General features: G+C 54.2%; 14 protein-coding genes. 5 read left to right on the top strand and 9 right to left on the bottom strand.

Features of this window, described 5'->3' with window-relative positions; translation table 11 throughout:
- Window positions 1–2: 2 nt before the first annotated feature.
- Window positions 3–1403 carry a DUF1501 domain-containing protein gene (locus SH467x_RS20185; protein ID WP_482368889.1) on the bottom strand — a complete coding sequence of 467 codons (1401 nt, stop codon included), beginning with the start codon at window positions 1401–1403 and terminating at the stop codon, window positions 3–5.
- Window positions 1393–4245, bottom strand: coding sequence for a PSD1 and planctomycete cytochrome C domain-containing protein (locus tag SH467x_RS20180; RefSeq protein WP_482368888.1), 2853 nt, complete (start codon window positions 4243–4245; stop codon window positions 1393–1395). Before SH467x_RS20180 ends, SH467x_RS20185 begins: the two co-directional genes overlap by 11 nt.
- A gap of 443 nt (window positions 4246–4688) precedes the next feature.
- Between SH467x_RS20180 and SH467x_RS20175 the strand changes: the two genes are divergently transcribed.
- On the top strand, window positions 4689–8243 hold the full coding sequence (locus SH467x_RS20175) for a hypothetical protein (RefSeq protein ID WP_482368887.1): 3555 nt from the start codon (window positions 4689–4691) through the stop codon (window positions 8241–8243).
- On the top strand, window positions 8240–14899 hold the full coding sequence (locus SH467x_RS20170; RefSeq protein ID WP_482368886.1) for a hypothetical protein: 6660 nt from the start codon (window positions 8240–8242) through the stop codon (window positions 14897–14899). Before SH467x_RS20175 ends, SH467x_RS20170 begins: the two co-directional genes overlap by 4 nt.
- On the opposite strand, the gene tilS is transcribed toward SH467x_RS20170, so the two are convergent.
- On the bottom strand, window positions 14886–15983 hold the full coding sequence (tilS, locus tag SH467x_RS20165) for a tRNA lysidine(34) synthetase TilS (RefSeq protein ID WP_482368885.1): 1098 nt from the start codon (window positions 15981–15983) through the stop codon (window positions 14886–14888). The two genes, SH467x_RS20170 and tilS, sit on opposite strands and share 14 nt — an antisense overlap.
- A complete protein-coding gene (locus SH467x_RS20160) occupies window positions 15973–17253 on the bottom strand; it encodes a Gfo/Idh/MocA family protein (RefSeq protein WP_482368884.1) in 1281 nt (426 codons plus the stop codon). Before SH467x_RS20160 ends, tilS begins: the two co-directional genes overlap by 11 nt.
- A 275-nt stretch (window positions 17254–17528) precedes the next feature.
- Here SH467x_RS20160 and SH467x_RS20155 point away from each other — a divergent pair, with 275 nt between their 5' ends.
- Together SH467x_RS20155 and SH467x_RS20150 are read left to right on the top strand one after the other, a co-directional pair.
- Window positions 17529–18554 (top strand): sialidase family protein, encoded by a 1026-nt coding sequence (locus SH467x_RS20155; RefSeq protein ID WP_482368883.1) that lies wholly within the window; start codon window positions 17529–17531, stop codon window positions 18552–18554.
- Window positions 18555–18825: 271 nt separating this feature from the next.
- Entirely contained in the window at window positions 18826–20418 is a 1593-nt protein-coding gene (locus SH467x_RS20150; RefSeq protein ID WP_482368882.1) for a hypothetical protein, read from the top strand.
- A 17-nt stretch (window positions 20419–20435) separates the two neighbouring features.
- On the opposite strand, the gene hemA is transcribed toward SH467x_RS20150, so the two are convergent.
- The 4 genes from hemA to scpB all read right to left on the bottom strand — a co-directional run bounded on the left by hemA (window position 20436) and on the right by scpB (window position 24254).
- Window positions 20436–21713: a glutamyl-tRNA reductase gene (gene hemA, locus SH467x_RS20145; protein ID WP_482368881.1), complete on the bottom strand. Its 1278-nt coding sequence runs from the start codon at window positions 21711–21713 to the stop codon at window positions 20436–20438.
- Complete coding sequence (locus SH467x_RS20140) at window positions 21710–22615, bottom strand: hypothetical protein (RefSeq protein ID WP_482368880.1); 906 nt, start codon at window positions 22613–22615, stop codon at window positions 21710–21712. The genes hemA and SH467x_RS20140 overlap by 4 nt, the downstream gene beginning before the upstream one ends.
- Window positions 22616–22822: 207 nt before the next feature.
- The gene (locus tag SH467x_RS20135) at window positions 22823–23152 is read right to left on the bottom strand and encodes a hypothetical protein (protein WP_482368879.1); all 330 of its coding nucleotides are present in this window, start codon (window positions 23150–23152) and stop codon (window positions 22823–22825) included.
- 247 nt (window positions 23153–23399) lie between these two features.
- Window positions 23400–24254, bottom strand: coding sequence for an SMC-Scp complex subunit ScpB (gene scpB, locus SH467x_RS20130; RefSeq protein WP_482368878.1), 855 nt, complete (start codon window positions 24252–24254; stop codon window positions 23400–23402).
- A gap of 140 nt (window positions 24255–24394) precedes the next feature.
- Between scpB and SH467x_RS20125 the strand changes: the two genes are divergently transcribed.
- Window positions 24395–25024: a hypothetical protein gene (locus tag SH467x_RS20125; RefSeq protein WP_482368877.1), complete on the top strand. Its 630-nt coding sequence runs from the start codon at window positions 24395–24397 to the stop codon at window positions 25022–25024.
- 47 nt (window positions 25025–25071) lie between these two features.
- On the opposite strand, the gene SH467x_RS20120 is transcribed toward SH467x_RS20125, so the two are convergent.
- Window positions 25072–26241 (bottom strand): lactonase family protein, encoded by a 1170-nt coding sequence (locus SH467x_RS20120; protein WP_482368876.1) that lies wholly within the window; start codon window positions 26239–26241, stop codon window positions 25072–25074.
- Between the last annotated feature and the right edge of the window lie 94 nt (window positions 26242–26335).

The following is a 26335-nucleotide window of genomic DNA, read 5'->3' as shown; positions in this document are numbered from 1 at the left end:
CGTTATGCCAAGATCTTTGTCGCGACTTGTCCTGCAACATCTGTCAGTCGGAAGTCGCGCCCGGCATAGCGGTAGGTCAGCCGTTCGTGATCCAATCCGAGGAGATGCAGGATCGTGGCGTGAAGATCGTGGATGTGCATTTTATCCTCTACGGCATAATATCCGTATTCGTCGGTCGCTCCGTATGCGAAACCACCTTTGACACCTCCACCGGCCATCCACATGGTGAAGCCATGAGGATTGTGATCGCGGCCGTTGCCTTGGGAGGTGGGGGTTCGACCGAATTCACCTCCCCATAGGACCAGCGTATCCTTGAGCAGTCCTCGTTGTTCCAGGTCGGTCAGCAATCCCGCGATGGGGCGATCGACTTCGGCGGCATTCTTGGTGTGTCCTAGGTAGAGGTCACTGTGCTGGTCCCATTGCACCTCGCTATCGCTATGGGTGACTTGAACGAATCGAACCCCTTCTTCGAGGAAACGACGGGCAAGAAGGCATTGTCGTCCAAAGTTTTCCGTCATCGGATCATCCATCCCATAGAGACGCATGGTTGCCTCGGATTCGGAGGCAAGATCCTGAATGCGCGGGATGGAATTCTGCATTCGGTAGGCTAGTTCGAAGTGATCCAAACGGATATCCAGCTCTCGATTGCGCTCGCTTAGCGAACTTTCGGCAAACTCCATCTCGCGAAGCAAATCCAATTGCTTTCGCTGGACAGCCGGATCGATCCTCGGATTTCGGATGTTGCCAACGGTAGCGGCGGTGGCTGGCAGGCTCGCGTTACCAATCGGGGTTCCTTGGTAGCTGGATGGCAAGAAGGCCGATCCCCAATTGTTGACGCCGCCATGTGCCAGGGTCGGACAAATCGTGACGAACGCCGGCAGATCTTGATTCTCGGTCCCCAATCCATAACTGACCCATGCACCCATGCTGGGGCGGACAAACTGATCGCTCCCCGTGTGGATCTTGAGCAACGCTCCGCCGTGCGCAGGATTGCTACCGTGCAACGAACGAAGGACGCACAGTTTGTCGATATGCTGGGCCACATTCGGAAAAAGTTCGCTAACCGGAAGCCCCGACTCGCCATGTTGTTGGAATTTCCAGGGCGACTTGAGCAAATTTCCTTGGGCAGCGAACACAACGCGAGGCAACGCGAAGGGAGGTGGCTTGCCATCGTCGCGATCGAGCGCAGGTTTGGGATCGAACGTGTCCACATGCGAGGGTCCCCCCTTCATAAAGAGGAAGATGATCCTTTTGGCCCTCGGCGTGAAATGGGGCTCCTTCGGACGAAGTGGATTGCTGGATGGCTGGCTGCAATAACCCGTCGACGCCAGCAAGGATTGGAGGGCTAAGTATCCAAACCCCACCGCGGAGGATTGAAGCAACTGACGTCGATTATCGAACATAAAAAAACTCGTTGCTGATGGCGAGGTTCTGAAGGACGAGCGACCAAATCATGGCATCCCGTTCGCGGGGTTCCGATTCCGCCGTGACAGTATGCCAATCCGAATGCAAAAAGTTGGAGAAGATTCCTGTTTCTCGCTCGGTCGGACCGCGTCCTAAACTCGATTGAAAGGCCGCGTGAAGCCGAGCCGAATCGGATGGTTCCCGATCGATGAGCCTTTCCGCATCGCGCCGACTCGCGTCGAGAATCCAAGGTGCATTCATTAGCAACAAGGATTGCGGTGCCACGGAAGTCGTATTGCGAGCCCCGGTCGGCATCGTAGGATCGGGGTAATCGAATTGCTGAAGAATCGGGGCCAAGTTATTACGGATGATTGGAAAGTAGGCTGTCCTTCGATTCGTGTCGTATTGGGTATGATCGATCGACGTGTGATCGAACACGAATTGTCGATTGCGTAGCGGTACTGTTTTCCCGTCCAACTGAAGGTCCAACTCGCCAAACTGGAAAAGGATTCCGTCGCGGATCTCTTCCGCTGCGAGACGCCTCATCGGAAACTTCCAAAGCAACCTGTTCTCGGGATCTATTTCCGCCATCTCTTTTTCTTGGGGATGCGAGGAATCCAAACGATAGGTCCTGGAAAGAACAACCATGCGATGAAACTCTTTCATCGACCATCCCGATTCCAAAAAGTCGCGCGCGAGGAAATCGAGTAACTCAGGATGGGTAGGCTTCTCACCAAGCAGCCCAAAATTCTCCGTGGTCGAAACAATTCCGCGTCCAAAGTGCCATCCCCACAACCGGTTCACAATCACTCTCGAGGTAAGAGGGTGGCGAGGATCAACGAGCCACTCGGCCAACTCAAGCCGTCCGCTTTGTTGTCGATGGAAGATAGGCTTCTCGCGTTCACTAAGAAGAACTTTTGGAAAAGACCTGGAAACAAGTCGTCCGCGTGATAGGTAGTTACCGCGGATGTGGATCGGCATCTCGTCCGTGACGTGTGCATCGCGAACTCCCATCACCGCCGCCTCGTCCTTTGCAGCGCTTTCAAACAAGCGAGCTTCTTCGGCCAGTCGATTGATCTCTCGAATTTGTTCCTCGGTGAGAGCATGTTCGAACTTGGCTGGAATCGCGAGGAATCCTGTTGAATTGGCCAAGGCGGCTGCAGCGGTTTTCTTGACCCCCTCCGGCAGATCCGACTTGGGATCGAAAAGAACTCGGTAGTGATCTAACATCTCATCGCGAGCTTGTCGCTTGGTACAATCATCCCAAACACGAAAGAGTTCGCCGTCTGCAAAGCGAGCAAGATAGAGTCGGCAGTTCAGCAAAACGCGTGGATGGAGCGAGTATTTCTCCGCAATCGGGACACATTGGGAGAGCGTGCAATCAGGCATCAATTCCATTGATGCGGAAAGGTAATCCAGCACTTTGGCTCGCGTCGCTTGACGCAAATCTTCCATGGCCGAGCTTTTTGCCTTGTTGTAGGCAGCTTGTTTTGCCGCAACTTCCTTGTTCAGTTCCGCAATCTCCCTGCGTTCCTCGTCCGATGCGATTGAAATCTCGTTCCAATGACGAATCGCGCCGGTGTTGGTGTCGGCGAAAGTGCGCGTGCTTTGAAAGATCGCGGCAAGGGAGTAATAGTCGTCCTGCTTGACGGGATCAAACTTATGGTCGTGGCATCGGGCGCAACCAAAAGTCAACCCCAAGAACACTTTTCCAACCGTATCGATCTGTTCATCGATCGTGTCAACACTTAGCTTCTCGCGGTCGGGCTCGGCAAGCACCTTTGCACCGAGAACTAGAAAGCCTGTCCCGGTTTGCGATTCGACTGACGCGTCGTCAAGTAAATCTCCTGCGAGATGCTCCTTGATAAATCGGTGAAACGGTTTGTTCGTATTGAAAGAACCAATGACGTAATCGCGAAACCGCCACGCGTTGCCAAAGGCTAAATTCTCATCGAGACCGTTGGAGTCTGCATACCGAACGGTGTCGAGCCAATGCCGCCCCCAATGGACGCCATATTGCGGTGAATTGAGCAATCGGTCGACAACCTTCTCAAACGCGTCAGGTGCATCGTCTTGTTCGAAATCTGCGATTTCATTCGCGGTGGGTGGGAGCCCGGTTAGATCCTGAGTCACCCGTCGAAGCCAAATGAGCTTGGAGGCTTCCGGTGCAGGGGTGAGACCTGCTTCCGCCCATTTTTGTTCAATGAAAAGATCGATAGGGGAGGCCGGAGCGTTGGCTTTGCTCACAAGGTCGGGAGTTAACTCGCTAATGTCCGGGGGATCGATCGGGCGAAATGACCAAAACTCACGTCCTTCTTCGATACTCATCCCTTGGAGGGGAGTCGCTGGCGCAGCACTGGGTTCAGGTCGAGGATCGGGGGCTTTTTGCCCGACCCATTCCTCCAACCACGCGATCTCTTGATCGGACAGTTTCCCTTTGGGGGGCATCTTCAGCGCTTCGTCTTGGTAGCGGACCGCTCGGAGCAGCAGACTCTGGGACGGTTCCTTCAATTCGATGGCTGGGCCTGTATCTCCACCTTGCAAAAGGGAAAGTCGATGCGCTAAGGATAGGCCTCCGTTCTTCTCCTCCTCGGTGTGGCACTCCATGCAGTGAGACTCCAGCAACGGGCGAATTCTCTTTTCAAAGAACTCGGTTTGTGCGGGGGTAGCTACAAACTCCTCGCTCGGTTGGATTGAATTCAAGGAATCGTCTGCAAATGCGGCGGGAGGACCGTCAAGGAGCAAAGAACAGACCGCTGCCCATAAAAAAATTGTTCGACAGAGGAATTCCATCAACGTCGATTCACGGCGGGGTGTGAAAACTGCAAGGGGTGGGGACATTGCACGCAATCAATGGGGAGGGGGGGAGCGGTGGGGAACTATATTGTAACGCATGCAGCGTTCCGTTTCAGCGACAACCTCAGCCTCCACCCGAAATTGCTGGACTTGGAAAATCAGATCCCGCAGTCATTTGTCAAGGCTGTAGGAGTCCGATTAAGCCGATCGAGCGGGCTGTAACGGGAGGAGTGGATCCCATTTTTCACTTGGACGCGATGCCTCGTTCAACTGACCTTGCTGATTGCGTAGAATAGGATGTCTGAGACTATGTGGATTCCGAGCTCCTCCCCAAGGCAGATATTGTGCTTCAACAACCGTCAACGGATCGCAGAGCTAGGTCGCGACCCTTGACGGCCTTCTTCCATTGGGTTTTGTTGCTCGCGTGCGGCCTTGCAGGAATATCGCTAGTGCACGCCTCGGGACTTGTGGCGCAGGAGCCGGAGCTCATGCCGATGCCGCCGGCCGATGATTTACTGCAAAGCGTTCCCGAGGGATTGCGTCCTGATCTTGTACTCCTGAAGAATGAAAAGGGAGAATCGGTCCTAGTTCCGAAAGTCCGATTCGAGGAGTTCGAACGATTCCTGAAGGCATCGAACGAAGCCACCGCCGACAGCCAAGCCATCTTGGAGACTCTCAATTTGGATCTTCGAATCGACGAAAACGTCGCGAAGATCCGCGGGTTGGCGAAAGCGAGACTGACGACTCCGAATCGGAAATGGGGAAGTGTGCCGCTGGCTCTCGGAGCCATTCAAATGCTCCCCCCCGAAGACAATTCCCCGTTCGCGATCGGTCTGGCCTCGGTTGCGACAGGCTACCAGTGGAGACTGGAGCCGTCCGATCTTCTAGAACGGTCGCTATCGTTTCAAGCCGTTGCCAAAGTGCAAACAACCGTTCAGTCCAGTCAAGTCCGATTGGATCTTCCCACCGCGACGGCTGTGGTGGATGTACATCTGCCCGAAGGGGAGTGGGATCTCAATGTAACCGGAGCGGGATCCGAAGTTGTCGAGCCGATTCCAGGCGCCGCTCCTTTCACCCATTACCGTATCCGCGCCTCGGGCGGCTCCATCGACTTGATCTGGACGCGTCGAGCCGCATCCGACAGTGTCCAAGCGACCGAAGCGATCAGCGTAACCAAGTTCACACAATCTCCGGGTAGCCCCAAATTTGACGCTAGCTCTCGGATCACCATTCGAGGCCCCAAACGGCTTGGTGGACGACAGTTCCTCATCCAACTCCCGAAAGGTGGAGTTGCCAAGGATGCCTCCGGAGAGGTACCACCCGTCGCTGGATACCGGCTGAATTCCCTCGGCAGCAACGAAGATGGCTCGCAATCCTTCAATTTGATGATCGACGAATCCGTTTCCCGATTCGAGCTGGAGTTTCCTCTCGACTGGACTTGGGAATCCCCCAAGGTGGAATCCGATAATCTGTTCTCGATACCACTGGTAGCAGGAGTGGAGCGTCATGCGGGAAATGTCGAGCTGGTATTGCCGCGTTCGCGAACGTTGTTGTGGGATTCTCAGGCAGGTGTGGAATTCAACAAGCGCACCGTTGCACCGGAGTCCAACGATCTTATCCAGCATTCATTCCGCATATCCGAACAAGCCACGTCACTCCGTTGTCGATTGCTCGAACCGCAAATCACGCCCTCGATTCGCATGGACTATCGCGTTTGGCTTTTTCCCGACCGATGGCAATTGACTGGAACGCTTGAGTTTCGAGACGACCCGCGTGGCTTCCCTTTTCTGCAGTTGGAAAGCAAGGGCTGGGACGTCGAACGAGTGACTGTCGCATCAACTGGGCGGGAATTGGCTTTCACCGACGCGGATGCCGCAGCGGGTAACAATACGATTATCCCATTGAGTTTAAGCGATTGGGCAGAAGCCAACGACGCAACGACGGGCACGACTGCTTCGACAGCAACCACCGAGGGCTCTCCGACGCGGCGTATACAACTGAGGATGTCTCACAAGACCCGTGCACCGAAGACAGAGGGAGAGGCATCTGATTCCCCCTCCTCGTTGGGATTCGAATTGCCGACGCTCACTTGGTTGAACGAATCGAGTCAGCAGCGATCGACTTGGAGCCCATCGGGCAATCTATCTCTATTCTCTTCGCTTGCGAGTCTTGCACCAACCAATGTTCAGGCGGAGGGAAGTCGTTGGTCCCTGACCACGGTCGCGGCTTCCACCTTGGAGCAAGCGTTGCGAGATGCGAGGATGATCAATCCGCGGGAAGGCATTCCTCGATTCTCGCTCGGATTGCAGCTGCGCGGTGATAAGGCATCGACTCGCTGCGAATTCCTATCGATCCCACTTGAGCCTTTTATCGAGGGAACTAGTACTCTTCGCGCGACCGCCTTGGAAAGTTCATGGAAGGTGGAGCAAGATTGGTTGCTACAAATCCGGGGTACGTTTCCAGACCATTTGCTGCTTGCCGTTCCCAAAAGCTGGATCGCCGACTCCGAGTCATCAACGTTTACTTCCGCAATCGACCTCAATGTCAACGGTGTCGCCATCACGAAAATGGAGCGACTCCCCGTGGACGAAGCTCGACTTTGGGGCGACAAGTACCCAAGTCTGAAAGACCATGTGGAATGGACACGTATTGAAATTCCTCAGCAAGTCTATTTAACAGCCACAGGTGATTTCACATGGCTCGTTACCCTGGGGGCACTTCGTCCTCCTCCTCGCAATCCAGACGAGGCCGATTCGCTTCGACAAATCTTTGCCCATCTCGATTCTCCCAACTTGAAGGCTCCCATTCGATATGGGAATCCAGTCGGCCTGCTCCAATGCCGTCCGAGCACGCGGGTCTTGTTGAACACCACCGTGTTAAGCCGTTCCCAAACCGAGATTCGTATCGGGGAAGATTTGTGGTCGCAAACAAAGCTCACCTTTCCTCTCGATGCCCCTTGGCTCGATGTCACCTTGGTGCCAGAGCAAAATCAAATCGCCCACTCGGTGAACGTCGAGCGTGTATGGATACAAACCATTACCAAACCAGGAACGAATCGCCACCGGTATGTAGCCAAATTCAGGACCTCCCAACCTACGTTAGAAATCCAACTCGATACCTCCCTCTCGGAAGATGTCGAGGCTGTGCTGAATCATGCCCCCTGCGAGCTGTCACTCTTAGCATCCGGACAGAACTCTTTCCGGATCGACTTGAGCAACGCCCCGCGGTTGCCGAATGATGTAGGGAATCCATTGGGGGCCGATAGCGAGAACACGTTTGTTTTAGAACTCTTCTCGTGGCCATCGAATCCAGGCTCATGGTGGAAGAAGATTGAGATGCCCAAGGTTCGCATTTTGAACAGTAATCTCGAGCGGGCCCCGTCTGTTTGGCAATTGGTCACGCCTTCTTCCGAGCATCTGATTTCTACATCGGACTCACTCTTGCCCGACTACCAATGGAGTTGGAACCAAGTTTGGATGGCAAGACAAGATTCGAGATCACAAAGCGATCTGGAAAAAGAGATGGGAGCTTCGGTGCAACCCGACATTGGGCAACAGGTCAATCAGTACTCCCTCATTTCACTTGATACCAAAGAGGCTGTTCATGCGACCTTCGTACCTCGATTCCTGTTATGGACCCCGCTCGCTCTGCTCACCTTGGCATTGAGTTCGCTACTTTTGAAAAATGGATGGAATAGAAGAGCGTTAGTGATCGTCATTGCGATCCCGCTCTTGGCTGGTTTGATTTCATGGTCGCTCGATATCACCATCCTGGTCACGCAGTCAATGGTCGTGTCGTGTGCGATACTGTTGATTTACGCATTCGTCGAGTGGATCCTCGATCGAAATGCCAGAAAGAAAAGTGTCTTTGCAGGTCGAGGAACATTCGCGGGCTCGGTATCGGGATCACGCATGGACTCGCGTGGCGAGTCGCCATCCGGTAGTGCTTCCAAGTCCGTTCTTACCACCATTGCTCCTGGTGCAGAGGTGATTGCTGGTAGTCCGGTTGTTGGGGATACGGGTTCGCACGGGAGCCGGCCATGAGCTCTGTCCGAATGACGAAGCACATCGCCTCGATGGGAATCGCTCCTTGGAGGACATGGCTCGTATTTCTTCTCGCTTTGTTTCTCGTTGAGTTTGCCCAAACAGGCTTAGCCCAGGAGCAGGAGTCCTCCAAGAAGAGCGAGCTTCCTTACCGGCGCGTTTTTTTGCCTTTGGAGGACCTCAATCAACTGGAAGGTTTGGACCTTCGGTACACGACCCGATCGTTGGAGGAGATTTCCGAGTTACTAAAGCCCTTTCAAGCGGCGGACTCCAAAACGGTGAGTCCCATCCGTCCGCCGGAGCTGCTCGATGCCATTTATTCAGCACGTTTAGTGGGCCCCGATTTGGTTTCCAGTCGATCGTTACTGCGCGTCTCCAGGGGCTCGATGCTTTCTGAGAGACTGCGGCTTGCTCCGTGGGGATTGGCTCTCACTCCAGGAGCGGAACGCGCTGTTTCTCCCGCTCCTTCCGATCCAAGGCTGGCTGCGGGAGTTCGCCGATCGGAACCGCAATGGGGATTCGACGAATCGGGTACTCCACTTTTGAAGCTTCATAGCGATTCGCTTGCTGCGGCGAGTAGTCCGATTGACTTTCCGTTCAGCTGGACGCTTCGTGGGCAGACACTCCCCACTTCCTCCCTCCGATACGAGACGGCTATCCCGCGTTGCACCAACAGCTGTCTTCTTCTGACCTTGCCGCCGAACACGCAAGTCGTACGGGCGAATGTTCCGGCGAGGCTTATCCAGAATGCCAATGAAATCGACGCACGATTGAGCCGAGTGCCCGCCGAAGTTCGCCCAGGTTTCGAACGAACCAGTCTGGATTCAGCCTCCAACTCGCTATGGCTTATCGAGCTCGGAGGCGTAGAGAATGTTTCGTTTGAAGTGGTCACTCCGGGATTCGGAAACGAGAACGGCAAGAGCGTAGGCTCGAAAGGGTCTTCGTTCGAGCATCTCGTGCTTGAACAGCTGAACGAGTATCGGTTTAGCGATCCATTCCTCGACTGCAGGGCTACCATGGAGCTTCAATGGGATGCGCCCTCTCTTGAAAAAATATTGCGTTTCAAACTGGAATCGCCCGGCAAGGTCCGGCGCGTGTCAGCAGCCGGAAAGGAATTGGACTGGAGCCACGATGGAGAATGGGTCCAAGTATCTGGGAGCGCATTAAGCAACTTGATACCCCCGAGAGCTGGGCGGCTGCAATTGATCGTGGAGTGGTCGTATCGCGCGGAGCCTTGGCTCTACCCTGCGGCTCCGACCACCGTCTCAGCTCGCTCGGGTGATGCGTTGCAAAGCCCTTTGCCATTGCCTGAATTGGCGCTCGACAAAGCATTCGTTTTTCGGGGTGAAAGCCAAGTGGTTTTGGGGAACCACCATAAATTGGCATCGATCACCGCTCCAGGAAGCCAATTCTTAGAATCGACAGCCCCGAACATCCTGCGGTTTCAGTGGTGGGACCAACCATGTACGATTCGCCTTGAGATGACGTCTAATCCTCGCACTCCGGCGTTTCGTGTCTTCAATAAAATCATGGGGTCTGATGGGAGCGTCGCGTTTTGGGGGCGTGTTGTCCCAACGAATGAGGCTGCTAAGCGATTGTTCTCACAAGATCTGGTCCTGGAACTTGAATCTGGGTGGGGGATTTTGGACGTCCTCGAGTCGGAGACCAAGCGAACGATTCCATGGGAAGTCGTATCGAAACCGGATTCCCCGCGTGTTTCTATTCGTTTAACCCAAGAGAATTTAGCCGGAGTACTGGGCGCAGTTGACATTCAACTCGATCCTCAGGAGTCGCTTGCGGGCGAGACAAGAACCTTTCGGGCTCTCTCGGAATCTTCACAAGGGTGGATACGGATTGCCGGAGCTTCGATTGAACATTGGCTTGTGGCGGAGAACATCCCAAACTATTTGACTCTATCGAATCTCCAACATCTCTCGTCGGTACCTCTCGATTCCCTTGCCTCCGGAGAACGGTCCTTTATTACTGCGTCGGAGAAATCTGCGATATGGCGATGGAACGACAACAGACTGGTCATCCAAGAGAGGCGAATAGAACGTCCAACAAAAGTGAAGGTACGGACGAAGGTCGATCAAATCGACAACCGGCGTCTCCAGGTGAAGCATCGATTGGACTGGGAACCTGTCAATCGAAAGCAGCGGATATCGATTCATATTCCAAAGCTACCGCAACGCTGGATGATCGGCCGCTCCACACCCCCATCACTTGGAACCAAGATTTCTGAGGAATGGCTCGAAGTTCTTCCTATGGACGCAAAGAGCGAGGCATTCTCAATTCGCATTGGGCCTGATCTTCCGGCGCTCTCGGTCTCACTAGAGAACCAAATCCCCATGGAGGAACTCAACACGTCCATTCCGTTGCCAGAGTTCGATGCGACCATCCAAGTCCAACATACGATCGAACTATCCGACGGATTGGTAACCGTCGAGGGAATGGGGGATCGGGATACGTGGCAATTGGACGCACAAGGGCAACTCCAAGGCGAAAGGCTCGATTACCGCATCCCGCTGACAGTTCGAAGCTCGAAGAGCTCGGCCGCTCCCACCAATCCTGCGGCACAATTGGTGGCGCATTTTCTCATCGACTCCGATGGCGTGAAACGGTTGGTCGCCCAACTTTCGTTGCCCCCGATTGGTCCCACCGATTACGAAGTCGCAATCGATCCAGGATGGGAGATCGATATCACATCGATTCGATGGCTGACAGATGCGGACGATCTCTGGGTCCAGCCCGATAGAGAGAGCGGCAAGATTCGGATTCGATCCGGCCAGATTCAAACCGACCCGAAGGCGACCCAACACACAACGCGGTTGTACACGGAAGTCCTCGAATTTACCGCCGACTCCACCGAACGTTCCCCCTTTCCTTTGTCATGGATCCAACGATGGAAAGGATCAACGCACACAGCTCCTGTCATCTGGCTCAACCAATCCAGGCTGCCAAGTATGACTCATTTTTGGCTGCCAATGCATAGTTCGCTTGCAAACCAAAGCGACGCGAAAACGGAAAATCTCGTGGTCTGGGAACCGGAATCCGGATTCCGATGGTGGAGAGAATCGATCGCATTCCTCTCGGGTGATGCATTCGAGGTTCCCCCTTTGTCGGATTCACGTCCGGAACTGGGATTACCTGATCCTGATGCGGCACTTCGGTTTGCAGACTGGACGCACGTCGATTCGGTCCGTAGTACGGACACGCCGGCGACCATCGTCCTGGTGGATGGGAGGTTGCATCGTGCGGTTCGAGGACTTGCAATGCTTGTGTTTATCGTGCTTCCGGTCGTCCTACGAGGAAAATCCGCTTGGGTGCAAGCACTTGTTTTGTTGCTTGCTGTGGTGGTATCGATCGGTTTCGCGATAACGCAATGGCAAGGAGAGCAACTGGTTGGAATGATAGGTAGCGGGCTTTTTATGGGGCTTATCACCTCTGCGATCTTGGCCTCCTTGCAGAAAAAGAGAACACGGCAAGTCCACTCTGGTCGACCTTCGCATTCCAACTGGGAAGGCTCCAACGCGAGCAGAGAAATCGAAGCCATTTCAGCGGTGCGACTGTTGCTTGCCTTCTGTTTGACGCTGCCATTATCCAGCAACGTGCTCGGACAAGCGAACGACAATCTCGCGCCCGGGTCAAACGTTGATATTCTCTTCCCACTCGACAGCAACGGCGAAGTGCTTCGAGATTCGATCTATGTGCCGAATCAGTTGTTGTCGGCGCTGAAGGGAACACCCTCGACGGACTACCTTCTTTATTCATCCCGCTACCAATGGAAAGTCAATTTTCGAAATCGGCCTACTGCGATTCCGGATCAGATCACCATGCTTTACGACCTTTGGATCGGCAAGGCAGGGGTACCCATTCAGTTTCCTGTCGCAACTTCTCAAGCGTCGTTGATTCGCATCATGGTCGATGATCAAGATGTCGTGCGATACCAACACAAACCAGAGGGGATCGAGTGGGTCCCGGAGCGCGCGGGGAGACGTGTCGTTCAATTGACACTCAGTCCTAAATGGGTGACACAAGAGAACGCTTCGAACCTATCGGGCCGGGGCGATGAGGCAACGACCCAGTCCTTTGAACTGGGGTTACTTCCGTGCCCCAATGCGTTTGTAGAGGTCGAGTCGCTCGACCCAACGATTCAAATCGATGTCGACTCGATGGGGGGGATTACCAACCCCTCTCCGGGACGCTATTTGGTCGCATTGGGGAACAAGGTTTCGCTTCGTGGATCGACTCGCTTTCAGCTTGCGAACAACCTGACGGTCCCGCCCCCATCCAACGCTTTGACTCCCCCCTCTCTCAATATTGAGTTGTTCCTCCAGAATTCAAACGTTCGCGCCAAAACGGTGTTGCGAATTCCGGAAGGATCGAATTGGGAACGGACATTTGAAATGGAGGCCGATGATCCATGGCAACCGATCGGAAACCGCTGGGGGGGAGTCACCCTGGTCGATATAAGGCCGGCCAGCACCTTTTCGCGGCGTCGTTATGTGTTCGAAGTGGACCGGGAATTGTTGTCGCAATCGCAATTCGAGATCCCCATATTGTGGGGACTTCGCGACAAATCGCTTTTGGCGTTGAACGTACTGTTTGCTGAATGCGTGGATCGCCGAGTACGCCCGAACACCCTGCGCTATGCGAGATTCCCCGGCTCGGAGTGGAACCTGGAACAAGTCAGTACTTGGATCCCTGCAATCAACGAGAGAGAACGACTGGATTGGCCTGAGCTGCAAAACAGTTCCAACCCGCGCGCTTCGTCTCTTCGCTTTCCGCCGAGCGGAGGTTTCGGGGCGTTGAAGAGAGTTTCTGCGGTTCCAACGATGCAGGCCCGCGTTTCAACCCGGTGGACACTCCTTCCGGAGACCCAATCCATCAATGTCCGGATTGATACGTTAGGGACGACCAATTCCGATAGCCTGGAACTGATTCTGCCGCGAGGTTTCATTGTCACCGATGCGTCTCACCGCAACCGTCTTGGAAACCTACACGTCGTACAGAACTTGGACGGCTCCCAGGGGCCCCAAAGTCCCAATCGAGTGCAACTGTTCGCGGAACGTCAATTAACGGAAAACTATGAAATTGAACTTCGCGCTGAGAAGCGAAACTCGGAGTTCGAGGTCGAAGTGCCTTGGGTGACAAGCCCTGTCTTAACGATCGCCGAACAATCGCAGTCGATCGACATCGCAGCCAGCGAACTCTGTTCCATACAAATCACTTCACAAGATGGGTCCGTTCGCAGTTACATCGGCAAAGGTACGAGCAACCCCATTGCCATGCTCGCGCAGTCCGATCGCATTCAATGGAAGATCCGAAGACCACTTCAAGTATCCGATGTTCGGTGGGAAATCGAACCCAATGGTACGGGCGATCGCATCGATGTCATCGTCAGGGGCCGGAACGATGTTTCGCAAGCAACCAGGTCCAAACTTATGATCGAGCTTCCGACTGGTGCCTACGAAAGTGTTCGATGCGATAGACCGATCGCACAAATCCCCAGCCCTATCAGCGACTTCAGCTGGTGGCAGATCGATATGAACACAGCAGAACCAACGGACCAATCTGTCGATTGGTCTCTGCAGTTGACCCTTTCCGAAAAGCAACTCGAGGCTCTCGTCGCGAGTTCGGAACGATTCCGAGTCATCGACCAGCCGTCGATCGCCTTTCCAACCGCGATGATCAAAGATTGGCTCACACAACACCAATTGAGCAAGACGGATCTACAACGTGGCCCGTCAGGGGCAAGCGACGATACGAATCAGCCCCTGGAGTTCGTCACGGTTTGGCAGAAACCACTCCAAGTCGATCGTCCCGCTATCACACGAGTGGATTATTGGATTTCAGGAACGGAAAATTCTAGAAATTTCGTTCTCCTCGCAGGCGTTCAAGTCATCGACGTCCAAGTAAACGGTGAAGTGGTACCTTGGGAGCAACAGGACGAAACAGTCACTCTCCAACTCCCCAGGCTCCCATTGGGATTCCCTGCGTATATCGCATTTTCCGTGGAAACCGCCGACTTGGAAGAGGGATCGATCCCCGTCGTTCCAAAACACCGAGAAGCACCCGAGTTGCTCGCTGGTGACGATCGTTTGCTGCGGACACTTGAGCTCCTGCAAGCGTCTCTGGAATGGGTTCCTTCCACGATCGAGGAGGGCAGCTTCGCACATCGTTGGATATTGGACGTGATTCGGGCTGTGATTGAACCTTTCGGGGAATTAGAAACAGATCGCCCTGCCGGAATCGATGCCTCGACTCTCGAGGCGGTGGAAGAGTTTCTGGGGGGCTTGAACAGCCGTTGGCCGCAACTTCGGTGGACTCGGATAGAGGTTCTTCCAGCATTGCCAAAATTCGTTAGTAGCGAAGTGAACCAACGGTCGTTAGGGGACGAATCCATTGCAATCGCTTATTGGCTCGGTTCCACCATCCTGATCGCTTCCATCTTGATCCTCGGCTGGATATGGCAAAGTGCTCCCGACAAACTATTGGGTTTTCTCGCATGTGTTTCTTGGGTTGCGACAGGTCTATGGCTCTTGGCCGGGGCGCTGCTCCTGGCCAGTTTGATTACCCTCCTCGATAACATTTTGATACGCAGATCGTCGCCGATCTCGAAGCGTTCATCCAAGGGACGGATTACGCATCTGTAATTTGTTCGAAGGAGACCATTCCTCTGCGAACTTTCGCCACGATCTTGCCGGGCAACTCGATGCGTTGTGGGTGGGGCGTTTGAGAGGCAACCGCGAAGAATTGTTGTAGCCGATGCCAGTGTTTGCGTGTCCAGGGGCGGAGTGACCAATGCTGGGTATGCCATATGGCTACGACGATTTCACGCGTGACGTTCCAATCAGTTCGCTGAAGAACCGATAGCGGAAGAGTCACATCCGTCGTTGCCACATCGCGATTCCAGTGATCAGCCAAGATGCGACTAGCTTCGAGTTCGCTTTCCTGTGTCTGGCTCGTCATCGATTCCATGACTTGCATGACATGCTTTCGCCAGCCCTGCCCATAAAGGGAATCCAGGACCGGGATTAATTCGTTCCGAAGGCGATTCCGTTGGTAGATTCCAAGCCGATTGCTGGAGTCCTCCCTAAATGGAATTCCTTGTTCTACGACCCATGCTTGCAATTCCGCTTTCGGCATCGAAAGCAACGGACGAACGATCTCTAGCGTTCGACCGTCCAGCGAGGGAATCGATCGACGCAATGGGATCCCAGAAAGTCCACGAGGGCCTGAACCGCGAAAGAGTCGAAGAAAGAACGTTTCGAGATTGTCATCTCGGTGGTGGCCTAGCGCAATCCAACGCGCACCGAATTCCTTAGCAGCCTCAACGTAATGCTTCAATCGCAGTCGTCTTAACGCCTCTTCACTTGAAGAAGTTCGTTCGGCGGGATCCAACCGCACCGACAGACATTCGACTCCTCGCTCCAAACACGTCTCGAGGACGAAGGACTCGTCAAGGTCGCTCTCTTCTCCGCGCAAACCGTGGTTGCAATGAAGAACCTTAACCCGATCCAGGTCAACAGCATGGCGAACGATTAACTCGAGCAATGCCATGCTATCCGAGCCACCGCTGACCCCGACGAGGACGATATGAGTCGCCCACTCGTTCAAAGGCCAATTGGTTTCGAACTCTCGCATCAAAAGATGGGTTCGTGCATCTCGCAGCGGCGAATGGGTTGAAAGGGAGCTGGATTCGGACGGATCTACGCTACCGCAGTCTTCACGAGACAATCCACTTCTCCCACTGTGGATCGTACTCACGGCGCCAATATTCGTTCGGCAGTGACCCATCGGCCCACTTTCCGTTCTTCGCGCTTGTTTTCACCACTTCTCCCGCCCGCTGGGCGATGTTGCCCAAGTGGCAGAGGAGGGTGCTTTGGTGGCCGCTCAGAATGGGTTGCGCGAGCATCTTGGGATCATTCGCTCGAATGGCATCGATGAAGTTCTTCAGATGCTCTTCTTGCCCCCAAGCCTTTTTGCCACCTGACTCGACCAGCTTATTCTTCGTGTCGTAGATCGAGTAGACGCCATCCCCATCGATTTCCATATAGCCATCTGTTCCGTAAAAGGAGACGAGCGCGCCGGGAGGATGTTGGGTGCAAGAAAGCCCTTGGTAGGTGATTTGCTTTCCTCCTTCGAACTCCCAAGCTACCTGTTGAGTGTCGGGCGTTTCTTGATCGTCTTGGTAGCAGTAGCGGCCGCCGCTGGAAACGGTTCGGATTGGGTAATCGACTTGCAAGCCCCATCGGCACACATCGAGCCCGTGAACGCCATTATTGCCGAGTTCTCCATTGCCCCAATGCCAGAACCAGTGCCAGTTGTAATGGACTACATTCGAACGGTAGGGACGCTTCGGTGCAGGACCTTGCCATAGATCATATCCCAGCGTGTCGGGTGGTGCTTCGTCCTTGCCAGATCCAATCGATCCTCGCAATCGATTGAAGAAACAGCGGGACAAGTAGACCTTTCCGAGAACCCCCGCGTGGAGCTTTGCGATCGCCTCTTGGTATCCAGGTCCGCTGCGGCGCTGCGTACCGACTTGAACGCATCGATTTGCCTTCGCTGCCGCAGCGACCATCCACTCCCCTTCCTGAGGGTTATGGCAAGCAGGCTTTTCGACGTAAACATGCTTTCCCGCGTTGCAACCCATGATGGTCGCAGGACCATGCCAGTGATTAGGAGCCGCACAAATCAGTGCATCCACTTCTTTGTCATCAAGAATCTTTCGGAAGTCAGCGATGGCCTCCGTCTTCTGCCCCGCATCGGTGGCCACCTTCGCCGCTCCAGCCAGTCGACCGGAATCTGGATCGCAGACGTACTTCACGCGAACATTCGACATCTTCAAGAAATCTCGGAGCAAGTCTCGACCGCGAGAACAGCCCATGATTCCGATAACCGTCGGCTTGTCATCGAAGGACGCCGTCACCGTACTGGTCGCCTGGGCTATGCCAACCGCGGCCAGCCCGGCTGAGCTGTTTGCAAGAAAAGATCTGCGTTGCATGATGGTGAAATTCCTCAATTCAGGTGGGGAAAAGCGGGAAGGTTGAACGTCGAAACGAATAGCATCCCATCTTGGATACTCGGATCGCGGGCCCCCATTATAGACAAAAACCCTACCTCGTCGGAAAAGACCTAAAAGATCGCGCCCCTCCATTTCGATTCCTACATCCAGGCATATGGAATTGCTAGATTGATGCAGCTGTTTTCAACCAGTCCATGTTAGAACGGACTGCAAAGTAATTCCGATTCTCTCCAAGCGACCTCTACGCCTTGATCATGAAGCATTCCCCATCACTTTTCGCGTCGTGCCTCATCGCATCCATCTCTTTTTTATCCCTCGAAACCTGTCGAGCCGAAGATCGAAAAGAGGAGCTCATCTTTCCGCTGGACGCGCAACACAATCATGCACCTGGGATTGTCGAATTGCCCGACGGTGAGTTGCTCGTTTCCTGGTATCGCGGCTCGGGCGAACGGAAGGCGGATGACGTCAAGGTCCTCGGAAGCCGAAAAAAGCCCGGTGAAGCCAAATGGTCCGAACCATTCCTTATGGTCGACACCCCCGAACTCCCCGATTGCAATACGTGCATGATGGTCGATCAAAATGGCCAACTGTTTTTGTTTTGGCCCGTAATCCTCGCCAACACGTGGGAATCATGCTTGACCCAGGTGGCCGTTTCGACGGACTATTCTGGCACCGGCTCTCCCCAGTGGAAACGCCGAGAGACGCTGTTTCTCAAACCAAAGGATTTCGGTCCGGAAGTTCTTGGAAAGCTGGATAAGTTTCTCCAGAGCAATAACATTCAGCTCGATGCCAAACAACAAGCTGGCGTCGAGTTGGTCAAGAGTCGTTTGAACGACAAGCTCTACCAACGCTTGGGCTGGCAACCGCGCTGCAAACCGACTGTGCTCCGATCCGGGCGAATTCTTCTCCCGCTCTACACCGATACCTTCTCGATATCCCTGATGGCGATCAGCGACGATGGTGGTCTAACGTGGCGAGCAAGCGGACCGTTGATCGGATACGGAAACATACAACCGGCTGTTGTCGAACGTCAGGACGGGACCTTGGTCGCATACATGCGGGAGAATGGATTCACTGGCAAGATCCGCATCTGTGAATCGCGAGACCAAGGGGAATCGTGGACCGATGCCTTCTCTTCCGAGCTCGCCAATCCAGGATCCGGTCTCGATGCCGTCCGATTGCAAAATGGCCGTTGGATGCTTATTTACAACGATACGCTCGACGGCCGCCACCGCTTGGCCGTCTCCGTTTCCGAAGATGAGGGGAAGAGTTGGCGATAGACCAAACATCTGGAAGATTCGCCTGGCCACTCGTATCACTACCCTGCGATCATTCAAGGAAAAGATGGGACGATTCACGCAGTCTACAGCTACTTTGTCCCCCAAGGAAAGAGTATGAAACACGTTGCGTTTGATGAAGCATGGGTAACAAGCCAATCGATACCGGTTCAACCCATCCCCTAATCCAGATTCGTTGCTCGATCTGCTCGATCTGCTCACTGCGAATCTGCAATCATTCGGCGAGTGATTCTTGAAGACTTATTCAAAAACTATGGAATCCGATTACGAACGTCATCCCCACGCGTGGCCGTCTCAGTTAATAGGCCGGTGCATCCAATTGTTATCCATTCCATTTCTGTACTGGACGTACAAGCAGTGGGCGCCATTTCAAAACCAGTTGCTCCCTTTCTTGCAGGGGCAACCAGCCTTGCAGGGGCAGCCAGCCGATTGGCCTGAACTTGCCAATGCGTTCTTGATGGTTTCATGGCCCATCTTTGTTGCCCTCGTTTTCCTCCTACTTCCACAGTGGTGGCTGGCTACGGAAAGTATTCGCCAGGGATTCCGAAAGAATCCGGACAAACCGTGGCTTGCTCGCAGCGACTGGGCACGTAAACACATCGTGTTGAGCAATCGAGCAGGCTGGAGAGTCGCGGGGATTCTGTTCCTGGCGTTGCTGCTGATTGCTTGGCCATTCGCGATTGGCAAGGCGACGAACGTAGGTTACGGCATCGCGATCGCGGCGACCGTCGTGTGGTTGTTGGTCGTCCGAATGTTCTGGATGGGTAGGAAGTGGAACAGGGCCGAATTGAAGTTGGCGGACGTGCCGGGCATCATCGGGGGGCCATTGAGTGGCGCGGTAATCCTGCACGAAGTCTTTCCAGAAGGGACCCTATACGCGATTACGTTGCGGTGCACGAAATCGATGCAACGCAAAACGCGCAAGAACGGTCAAACGAAGACGCAAAATTACTCCGAGACCATTTGGAGCGAGACATTGCATCTTTCGCAAACTCTCCAAGCCCCGCGATTGGGCACCACAGCTATTCCTTTCTCGTTCGCCATCCCTTATTCGTGTGTTCAGACCGATTTCCTATCGCAGCAGCCCGTGTATTGGGAGCTGTCCGCGAGTACGAAAGATGGCCTGCCGGGGATGCAATCCTCGTTTATCGTCCCTGTATTTCGAACCTCCGAAAGTCAGCTTCACTACCAGCCTGACGAATCGCTTGTCGAGCCCTTCATCGACCGAGTCGATCCGGAACAAGTCGTTGCGAGGTATCACATGCGCGAAACGATCTCGGCCGACGGTGAAATTCGATGGACCTTTTCGCATTGGAAGCAGTCTTACTTCCTGGGATTGCTTGTGTTCTCCGCCATTTGCCTTGGGCCCGTTGTTTGGGTCCTGCTCGCAATTCGGCCCTGGAGCACGGCATTGTTCGTAGCCGTCTTTCCCGGTGTATTCCTGGCAATGGGGCTCTATGGACTTTACGATTTGTGGACTTGGCGATGCCACCTTCGCTTCATTCCCCAGCCAAGACCTGAAAATCAGGACAAGCGAAAGCTTGCGGCCCTCCAGAAACGTCCCCACTACCAAATTCGATACGAATCGGGGGTCTTTGGATTTCGGACCCGGGGAACTTGCCCATCTTCCGATGACTGTCAGATCGGGAGCCATCAAGTGGTCCACAACACGGCAGCAGAACGCTGGGACGTTGTTTTGACCGTGCGCGGACAACCGAAGCGGGTTACCATGCTCTCGGTATTGTCCTCGCGTCGCGAAGCGCAAGCGGTCGTGGAATTCTTAGCCGATAAACTACAGCTATCGAAACGAAAGGGACATACAACGGAGATCGTGTCGTCCCGATAGTGGGGTGAAACTGTTCACTACCGAATCTGAAAGAGTTTTCGCAACGCGGAAACCAGGGAGTCGCGTTGTTCGACATGGGCGACTTCCCGAATCGACTGCAATGGTTGGTGCAGCAGTTTGTTTACGAGGCGATCGAATGCGTGATTGATTTCCTGCTGCATGTCCGGGGTAATCGATTGCATCGGTTGCTTTGCGAGCAATCGTGCTAATTCCGATTCGCGTATTTGGGAGGCTCGCTCCCGGAGAGCCCGGATCGTATCCCCCGACGCGCGGTGTTGCCAATCGGACATGATGCGATCGACTTCCTCAACGATAATTCGTCGCGCACGAGGGAGCTGCTGCTCTCGCAAATTGCGATTCCTGTCGCAAACCGCTTGGAGATCATCGACGGAGTAGAGGTAAACGTCGGGGAGCCTACCGATGGAGGGTTCAAAATCCCGAGGAACGGCGAGGTCGAGGATCAGCAAGGTCCCCTTGCTTCGGACGTCGAGCATCTTGCGAAAGCTGCTTTCGGTAACAATCGGTTCCGTTGCCCCGGTGGTGCTGACGATCAGATCCGCACTGGCAATCTGTTTCTCCAAATCGCTCCAGGGATAAGCGCGAACGCCGAATTCCGATGCGAGTTTCTCGGCGTTCTCCAACGAGCGGTTGACGATGGAAACATGCGAGGCGCCGGCGTTGTGGAGGTAGATCAAGGTTTCTCGCCCCATCTCGCCACTCCCGATTAGAACGACATGTTTGTCGTCGAAGCGCTCGAAGAACTCCGAGGCCACCTCACTCACTGCCACGCTGGGGACGCTGATCCGTCGCCGATGGATTTCGGTTTCGTTGGTGACCCGCTTGGCGACTTGATTGGCATGTTGAAAGGCGGCATGGAGAGCGGGCCCCGCAAACCCTTTCAAAACCGCCCGTTCATAAGACTCGTGGACTTGAGAGGCGATCTGCGATTCCCCAACGATGAGCGAATCGATACTGCTCGCGACAGAAAAGAGGTGCTCCATCGCCTGCTCGCCATCGAGTTGCAAAAAGTAACCGTGATGGGATTCCTTCGGGAGACCGTGAAACTGAACAACGAATTCCACGAGTTGTTCGGTTGTCGGCAAGGAAGCATCGCTCGAAGCCCCCACGTAGAGTTCGACGCGATTGCAAGTGCTCAAAAGCACCGCTTCGCAGTCGGCATACTGGTCCTTGAGAAGGTTCAGGGCCGCATCGCTTTGCTGCTCGGTGAACGAGAATCGCTCGCGAATTTCCACCGGCGTCGAGTGATGGCTGCAGCCGATCATTCGAATCTTCATGGAACCTCACCCGATTGGAAGGCGCGATTCGAACGACTCTCGTTTGAGCGATTTCCAGATGGATTGCCTGGCTGATTGCCACCGTGCGGCGTACTCAAAACGAGCAATACGGCGATGGCGACAATAAGAAAGGACAAGACATTCATCCATGCAATCGCATGCCCTGATCCACGCCTGGCCAAAAGCCACTGCGCGAGGGACGCGATAACTAGCCAAACAAATAGTCCTGCCGAAAAGAGAATTCCGCGATCCAGCCACTCAACTCTCCCGTCCTGGGTCAAATTCATGATCACGCCGGACACCATCCCGAACCCAATTGAGGCGGCGCTACCGATCAAACAGACCCGTCCCGACGATCGCAAATACTCCAAAGAAGGGAGAGGGAATCGGGATTGGAGTGGTCGCTTACTTTTGAGTCGGGACGAATGCAGAAAATACATCACCCCCATCGAGAACCCGAGCGACACCAATACCGTGCCGGCGGCCATCCCAAGCCCGTGCGCAAATCGCCACGCCGAAGCAGCCGAATCGGTTTGCACCCCCACCTCAGGAGGAAGAGCAATTGCTCCCCCTACAAGCAACAAGACAATTGGAAGGACAAAGACCCCAATTCGGCTATTACCACGTCGGAGCAACAAAAAGGAATAAGTTGCCCCCAACGCCCAGCTGGCGAGAACAGCCCAGTCGTGCCACGAGATGGCAGTCCAACTGGTTTCGGCTCGGTAACCGATCAAAGCCCGTTCAAGCAGGTAAAGCGTATGCGTGAACAACGCAACGCCCATGGCGATCACAAGAGAAACCCGCAATCGCCGATCCCAATGGCTGGAAAGTGGTCGCCAACGTGCAAATTCCAGCAACAACACCAGCGCGTACGCAAGAAGAAAGCAAGTTGCGTTTGGCATGGTTTGACTAGCAGATCGCTGGCTTGTCGCGGAGGGAAATCAAGAGCTTCGTGAAACCCTTTTCCTCAAGTATAGCAAGGAATCGAGGAAGGAAAGGGCTTCTCAGCGAACGGCCGAGGCCGTTACCGCGACCTTCAAGATGCGACCATGAAAGGGCTGCTTCGACAAACATGTACACTGCGGCTGATCCCCTCCAAGGTAACGAGATCAATCCCACTCTTCTTCTTCTTCATCCTCGTCTTCGTCGTCGTCGTCATCCCAGTCGTCGTCCTCGTCGTCCCAATCATCCTCTTCGTCTTCTTCTTCCTCGTCGGACTCCTCGTCTTCCTCCTCGTCGTCGTCTTCCTCGACCTCTTCCCACTCCTCGTCTTCTAGGTCGTCGTCTTCCTCTTCTTCTTCGTCATCGTCGAATTCCTCATCCTCTTCGTCGTCGAGTTCATCCTCGTCGTCGAACTCCTCATCTTCCTCGTCTTCGAAGTCGTCGTCTTCGTCTTCGAGCTCGTCCTCGTCCTCGAAATCTTCGCCTTCGTCAGACATGACGAATGTTTGGCCGCTAGGGGACCAAGATGCGAATTCCCAGGTTAACTGCTCGGATGTTGACATCGTTGACAACTCTCGTGCGGTTAGCGTCATCTTCACAGGTGAACTCCTTAATCTATCCGTCGTACGTGAGGTTCTCTTCGCAAACAAGTAGGACTATCTTAGCGGGCATTCGGGGGTTGAACACTGACCCTGAGGACGGAAAAGTTGATACTTTTCTGACCTGTTTTGGGATGGGTCGTTGCTACTCCTCGACTCGCTGAGGGGCCATATCTTGAGCAGTTGGCGTCTGGTCCGCAAGTCTTGATGCAATTTCGGCTTCCGCTTCGCGAATCTTTTGCGCCCTCGGAAGATATTCCAAGGATTGAAGCCCAAAGACTTGTAAAAATTTGCGTGTTGTCCCGTATAGGTAGGGCCTGCCGAGATCTTCTAACCGGCCAGCGATGCGAACCAAATCCCGCTGCATCAATTGTCGCAGCACCTCATCCGAGCTAACTCCCCGAATGGCCTCGATCTCCGCCCGCTCCACCGGCTGACGGTACGCGATGATCGAAAGGGTTTCCAGCATCCCTTGACTGAGCAAAACCTCACCGGGGGCGAGTTCTAAGCGACGGATCCAACGCGAGAACTGGGGACGAGTTAGCAACTGCAATCCTCCGGCGACCTCCTCAATGCGAAAGGAGTAGTCCTGCTGGTCGTATTGCTCGTTCAAGGATTTTGCTAATGTTCTCGCTTCGGTCGGATCGGAGAGTTCCGCCAACATGGCTAGCTTGCGAGCCGACAACGGCTCTTTAGAAATAAACAGTATTGCCTCCAACACGGATTGTTTACTCGGTGGAATGGGCTCGGGGCGAGCAGCTGGCTCGACTCCCCCCGAGAAATCCTCGATTGCTGTCGGGGCGAGTCCGTTTCTTGACAACCCAACGTCGGGCCTATTCTGTCGGTCCACGACGATCGATCGATATCGCAAGGAACTGCGGCGATGGCTGGCTTCCGCATCGAAAGGGCGGCTAACGCCAACGCCGTGGCCTTGAACCATCAAGAATGGCAAGGAATAGTAGGGTACCACGATTCCCTTTCCATTCATTCGCTCTCGCATTCCCATTCTCCTCGGAACGATTAGCCGGCAGCCTTTCCTTGACAGTGGACTGGAGACGACCCGTCCACTCCCGTAAGATACCGCTCGAACCGGTTTGGGATCCAGACCCGATGTGATCGTACGAAAAGATCGGACATGCCATGAATAAGCAACCGAATAGATCGCCCAAAGCCCCTGCCGGAACCCGGCGGCTTCTCTCGGTCTCGGCCATATTGATCTTTATTGTCGGTTTGCTCTTTCTTTCCCTCTATTTGTTGGTGGGGACCCAAATCAGCGGCACCGAATTTTCCCCACAAACTTTTCAAGTTCGAAGCTTTTCCTATCGGCGGATTCCAGGGACAAAAATCCGACTTTCGGCAACGGTTTTGGGACCAGCGAGCTCCCCCGTCACCAAACCTGTTCTTCAACACCTCACCGCCTCCACGGCAAGTCCGCGATGGGATATCCTGCAAGTCTCCGAAGGGGCTGCCTCGGAGCAGCGTCCTCCCTCCATCCTGCAAACGCTTCTGGAAGCACGCGGCGTCGGTGCAGACCGACATTGGGACGAATGGTCCACGGCGCATCCTGATCTAGCAAAAGTCCTTTGGCCAATCGTTCAACAACAAGCGATCGACAGCCATTACGCGATTATTCCTGAACTCTGCGAAATCGCGATGAATTCGGACTCCCCCGATAGACTGCAGTCGCAATGCGACGCTGCGATTGCGACCTACCTTAAGAATCTTGCGGTCGAGCCAGTCCCCACCGACACAACCCCTGGCGGAATCTAGCGAGACTACTTGAGCTCAATGCCATGAGCTCAATGCCATGAATTTGATTACTTAGAAACAAACTCAGGTACGAATCGAATGCAAGCTGGCGCTTTGACATCCACCTTCTTTTGAGTCGGGGTCAATTGCCCCGAAGCTGGGTCAACGGCGAATGTGTAGATCGTGTTGCTGGTCTGGTTTTCAGCAAGCAACCATTTGCCGGTCGGGTCGAATCGGAAATTCCTCGGGGTCTTACCAAGCGTTGGGACGGTCGCCGTCCGTTCCAACCGTCCGGAGTCGCGATCCAATTCCATCACTGCGATTGTGTCATGCCCCCGATTGCTTCCGTATACATACCGGCCCGATGGGTGCACAAGCACCTCCGCCGTCGAAAAACCTTTGCGATCCACCCCTTCTGGTACCGTTGGCTCGTGATGAATAACGGCCAAACGTCCGGTCGCGGCATCCCAATCGGCGGAAGTCATCGTCAGGTTGGTTTCGTTGATGATGAAAACTCTTTTGCCATCCGGATGAAAACTCAAATGCCTGGGACCTGCCCCCGCAGGCAACTCTAGAAAAGGAAATGCGCCGGGCTTCAGCTTGCCTGTTTCGTAATCCATTTCGTAAACAAAAACCCGATCAAGCCCCAAATCACAGACCAAGACAAAACGATCGTTTGGCGAAAAGGCGCTGCAATGGCCGTTCGATCGCTTCTTTCCCTCAACCACGGTGTGAACGACGTTGCAGCTCTCGTTTCCAATCGACCCATCTGCTTGAATTGGGTACACGACGACCGATCCATTGGTGTAGTTGGCGATAACCAAGTAGCGTCCTTGACTGTCGGTGGTGACATGGCAAGGAATGTCGCCATCGATCCGTTGACGATTCACTTCCTTCAGCGACGCGTCCTGTTTTTGGTGCATGGCATTTGCATCAAAACGATAGGCGACGACCGCGGCGGGATGATTCGGATCGTCCCGCATCGTTTCGGTCACAGCGTACAAAATCGGCAAACGTGGATGCAAACAGAAAAAGGACGCATTGTTCTGCTTCGCTAAAAGCTTCGGGACATCCATCGAACCATCCTGATGGAGGTAGCTACTGTAAATTCCATCTCCGTAACCGCCCAGAAAAAAAGGTTGAGCGCTGCACGGGCATATGGCGAACGCCCATGCGAGGAAGGACAAAGCGAGGAGGCGACCAAATCCGCTTGCACCAGTTCGAGAGGTTATTTTCATGGCGAGTTTAGGAGGGAGGAATGGGGATGGCGTCGTCAGAGAGGGATTAGAGTATACTCGAACCCCTTCCGATCACAGCCGATTCGACGACAGA

Origin of the sequence: Brakhagea slesvicensis (assembly GCF_052161625.1) — a bacterium.
Lineage (GTDB): Bacteria > Planctomycetota > Planctomycetia > Pirellulales > Pirellulaceae > JBKCUI01.
Note: the sequence above shows the minus strand (reverse complement) of the source record. Positions and strands in the feature narration are given on the sequence as shown.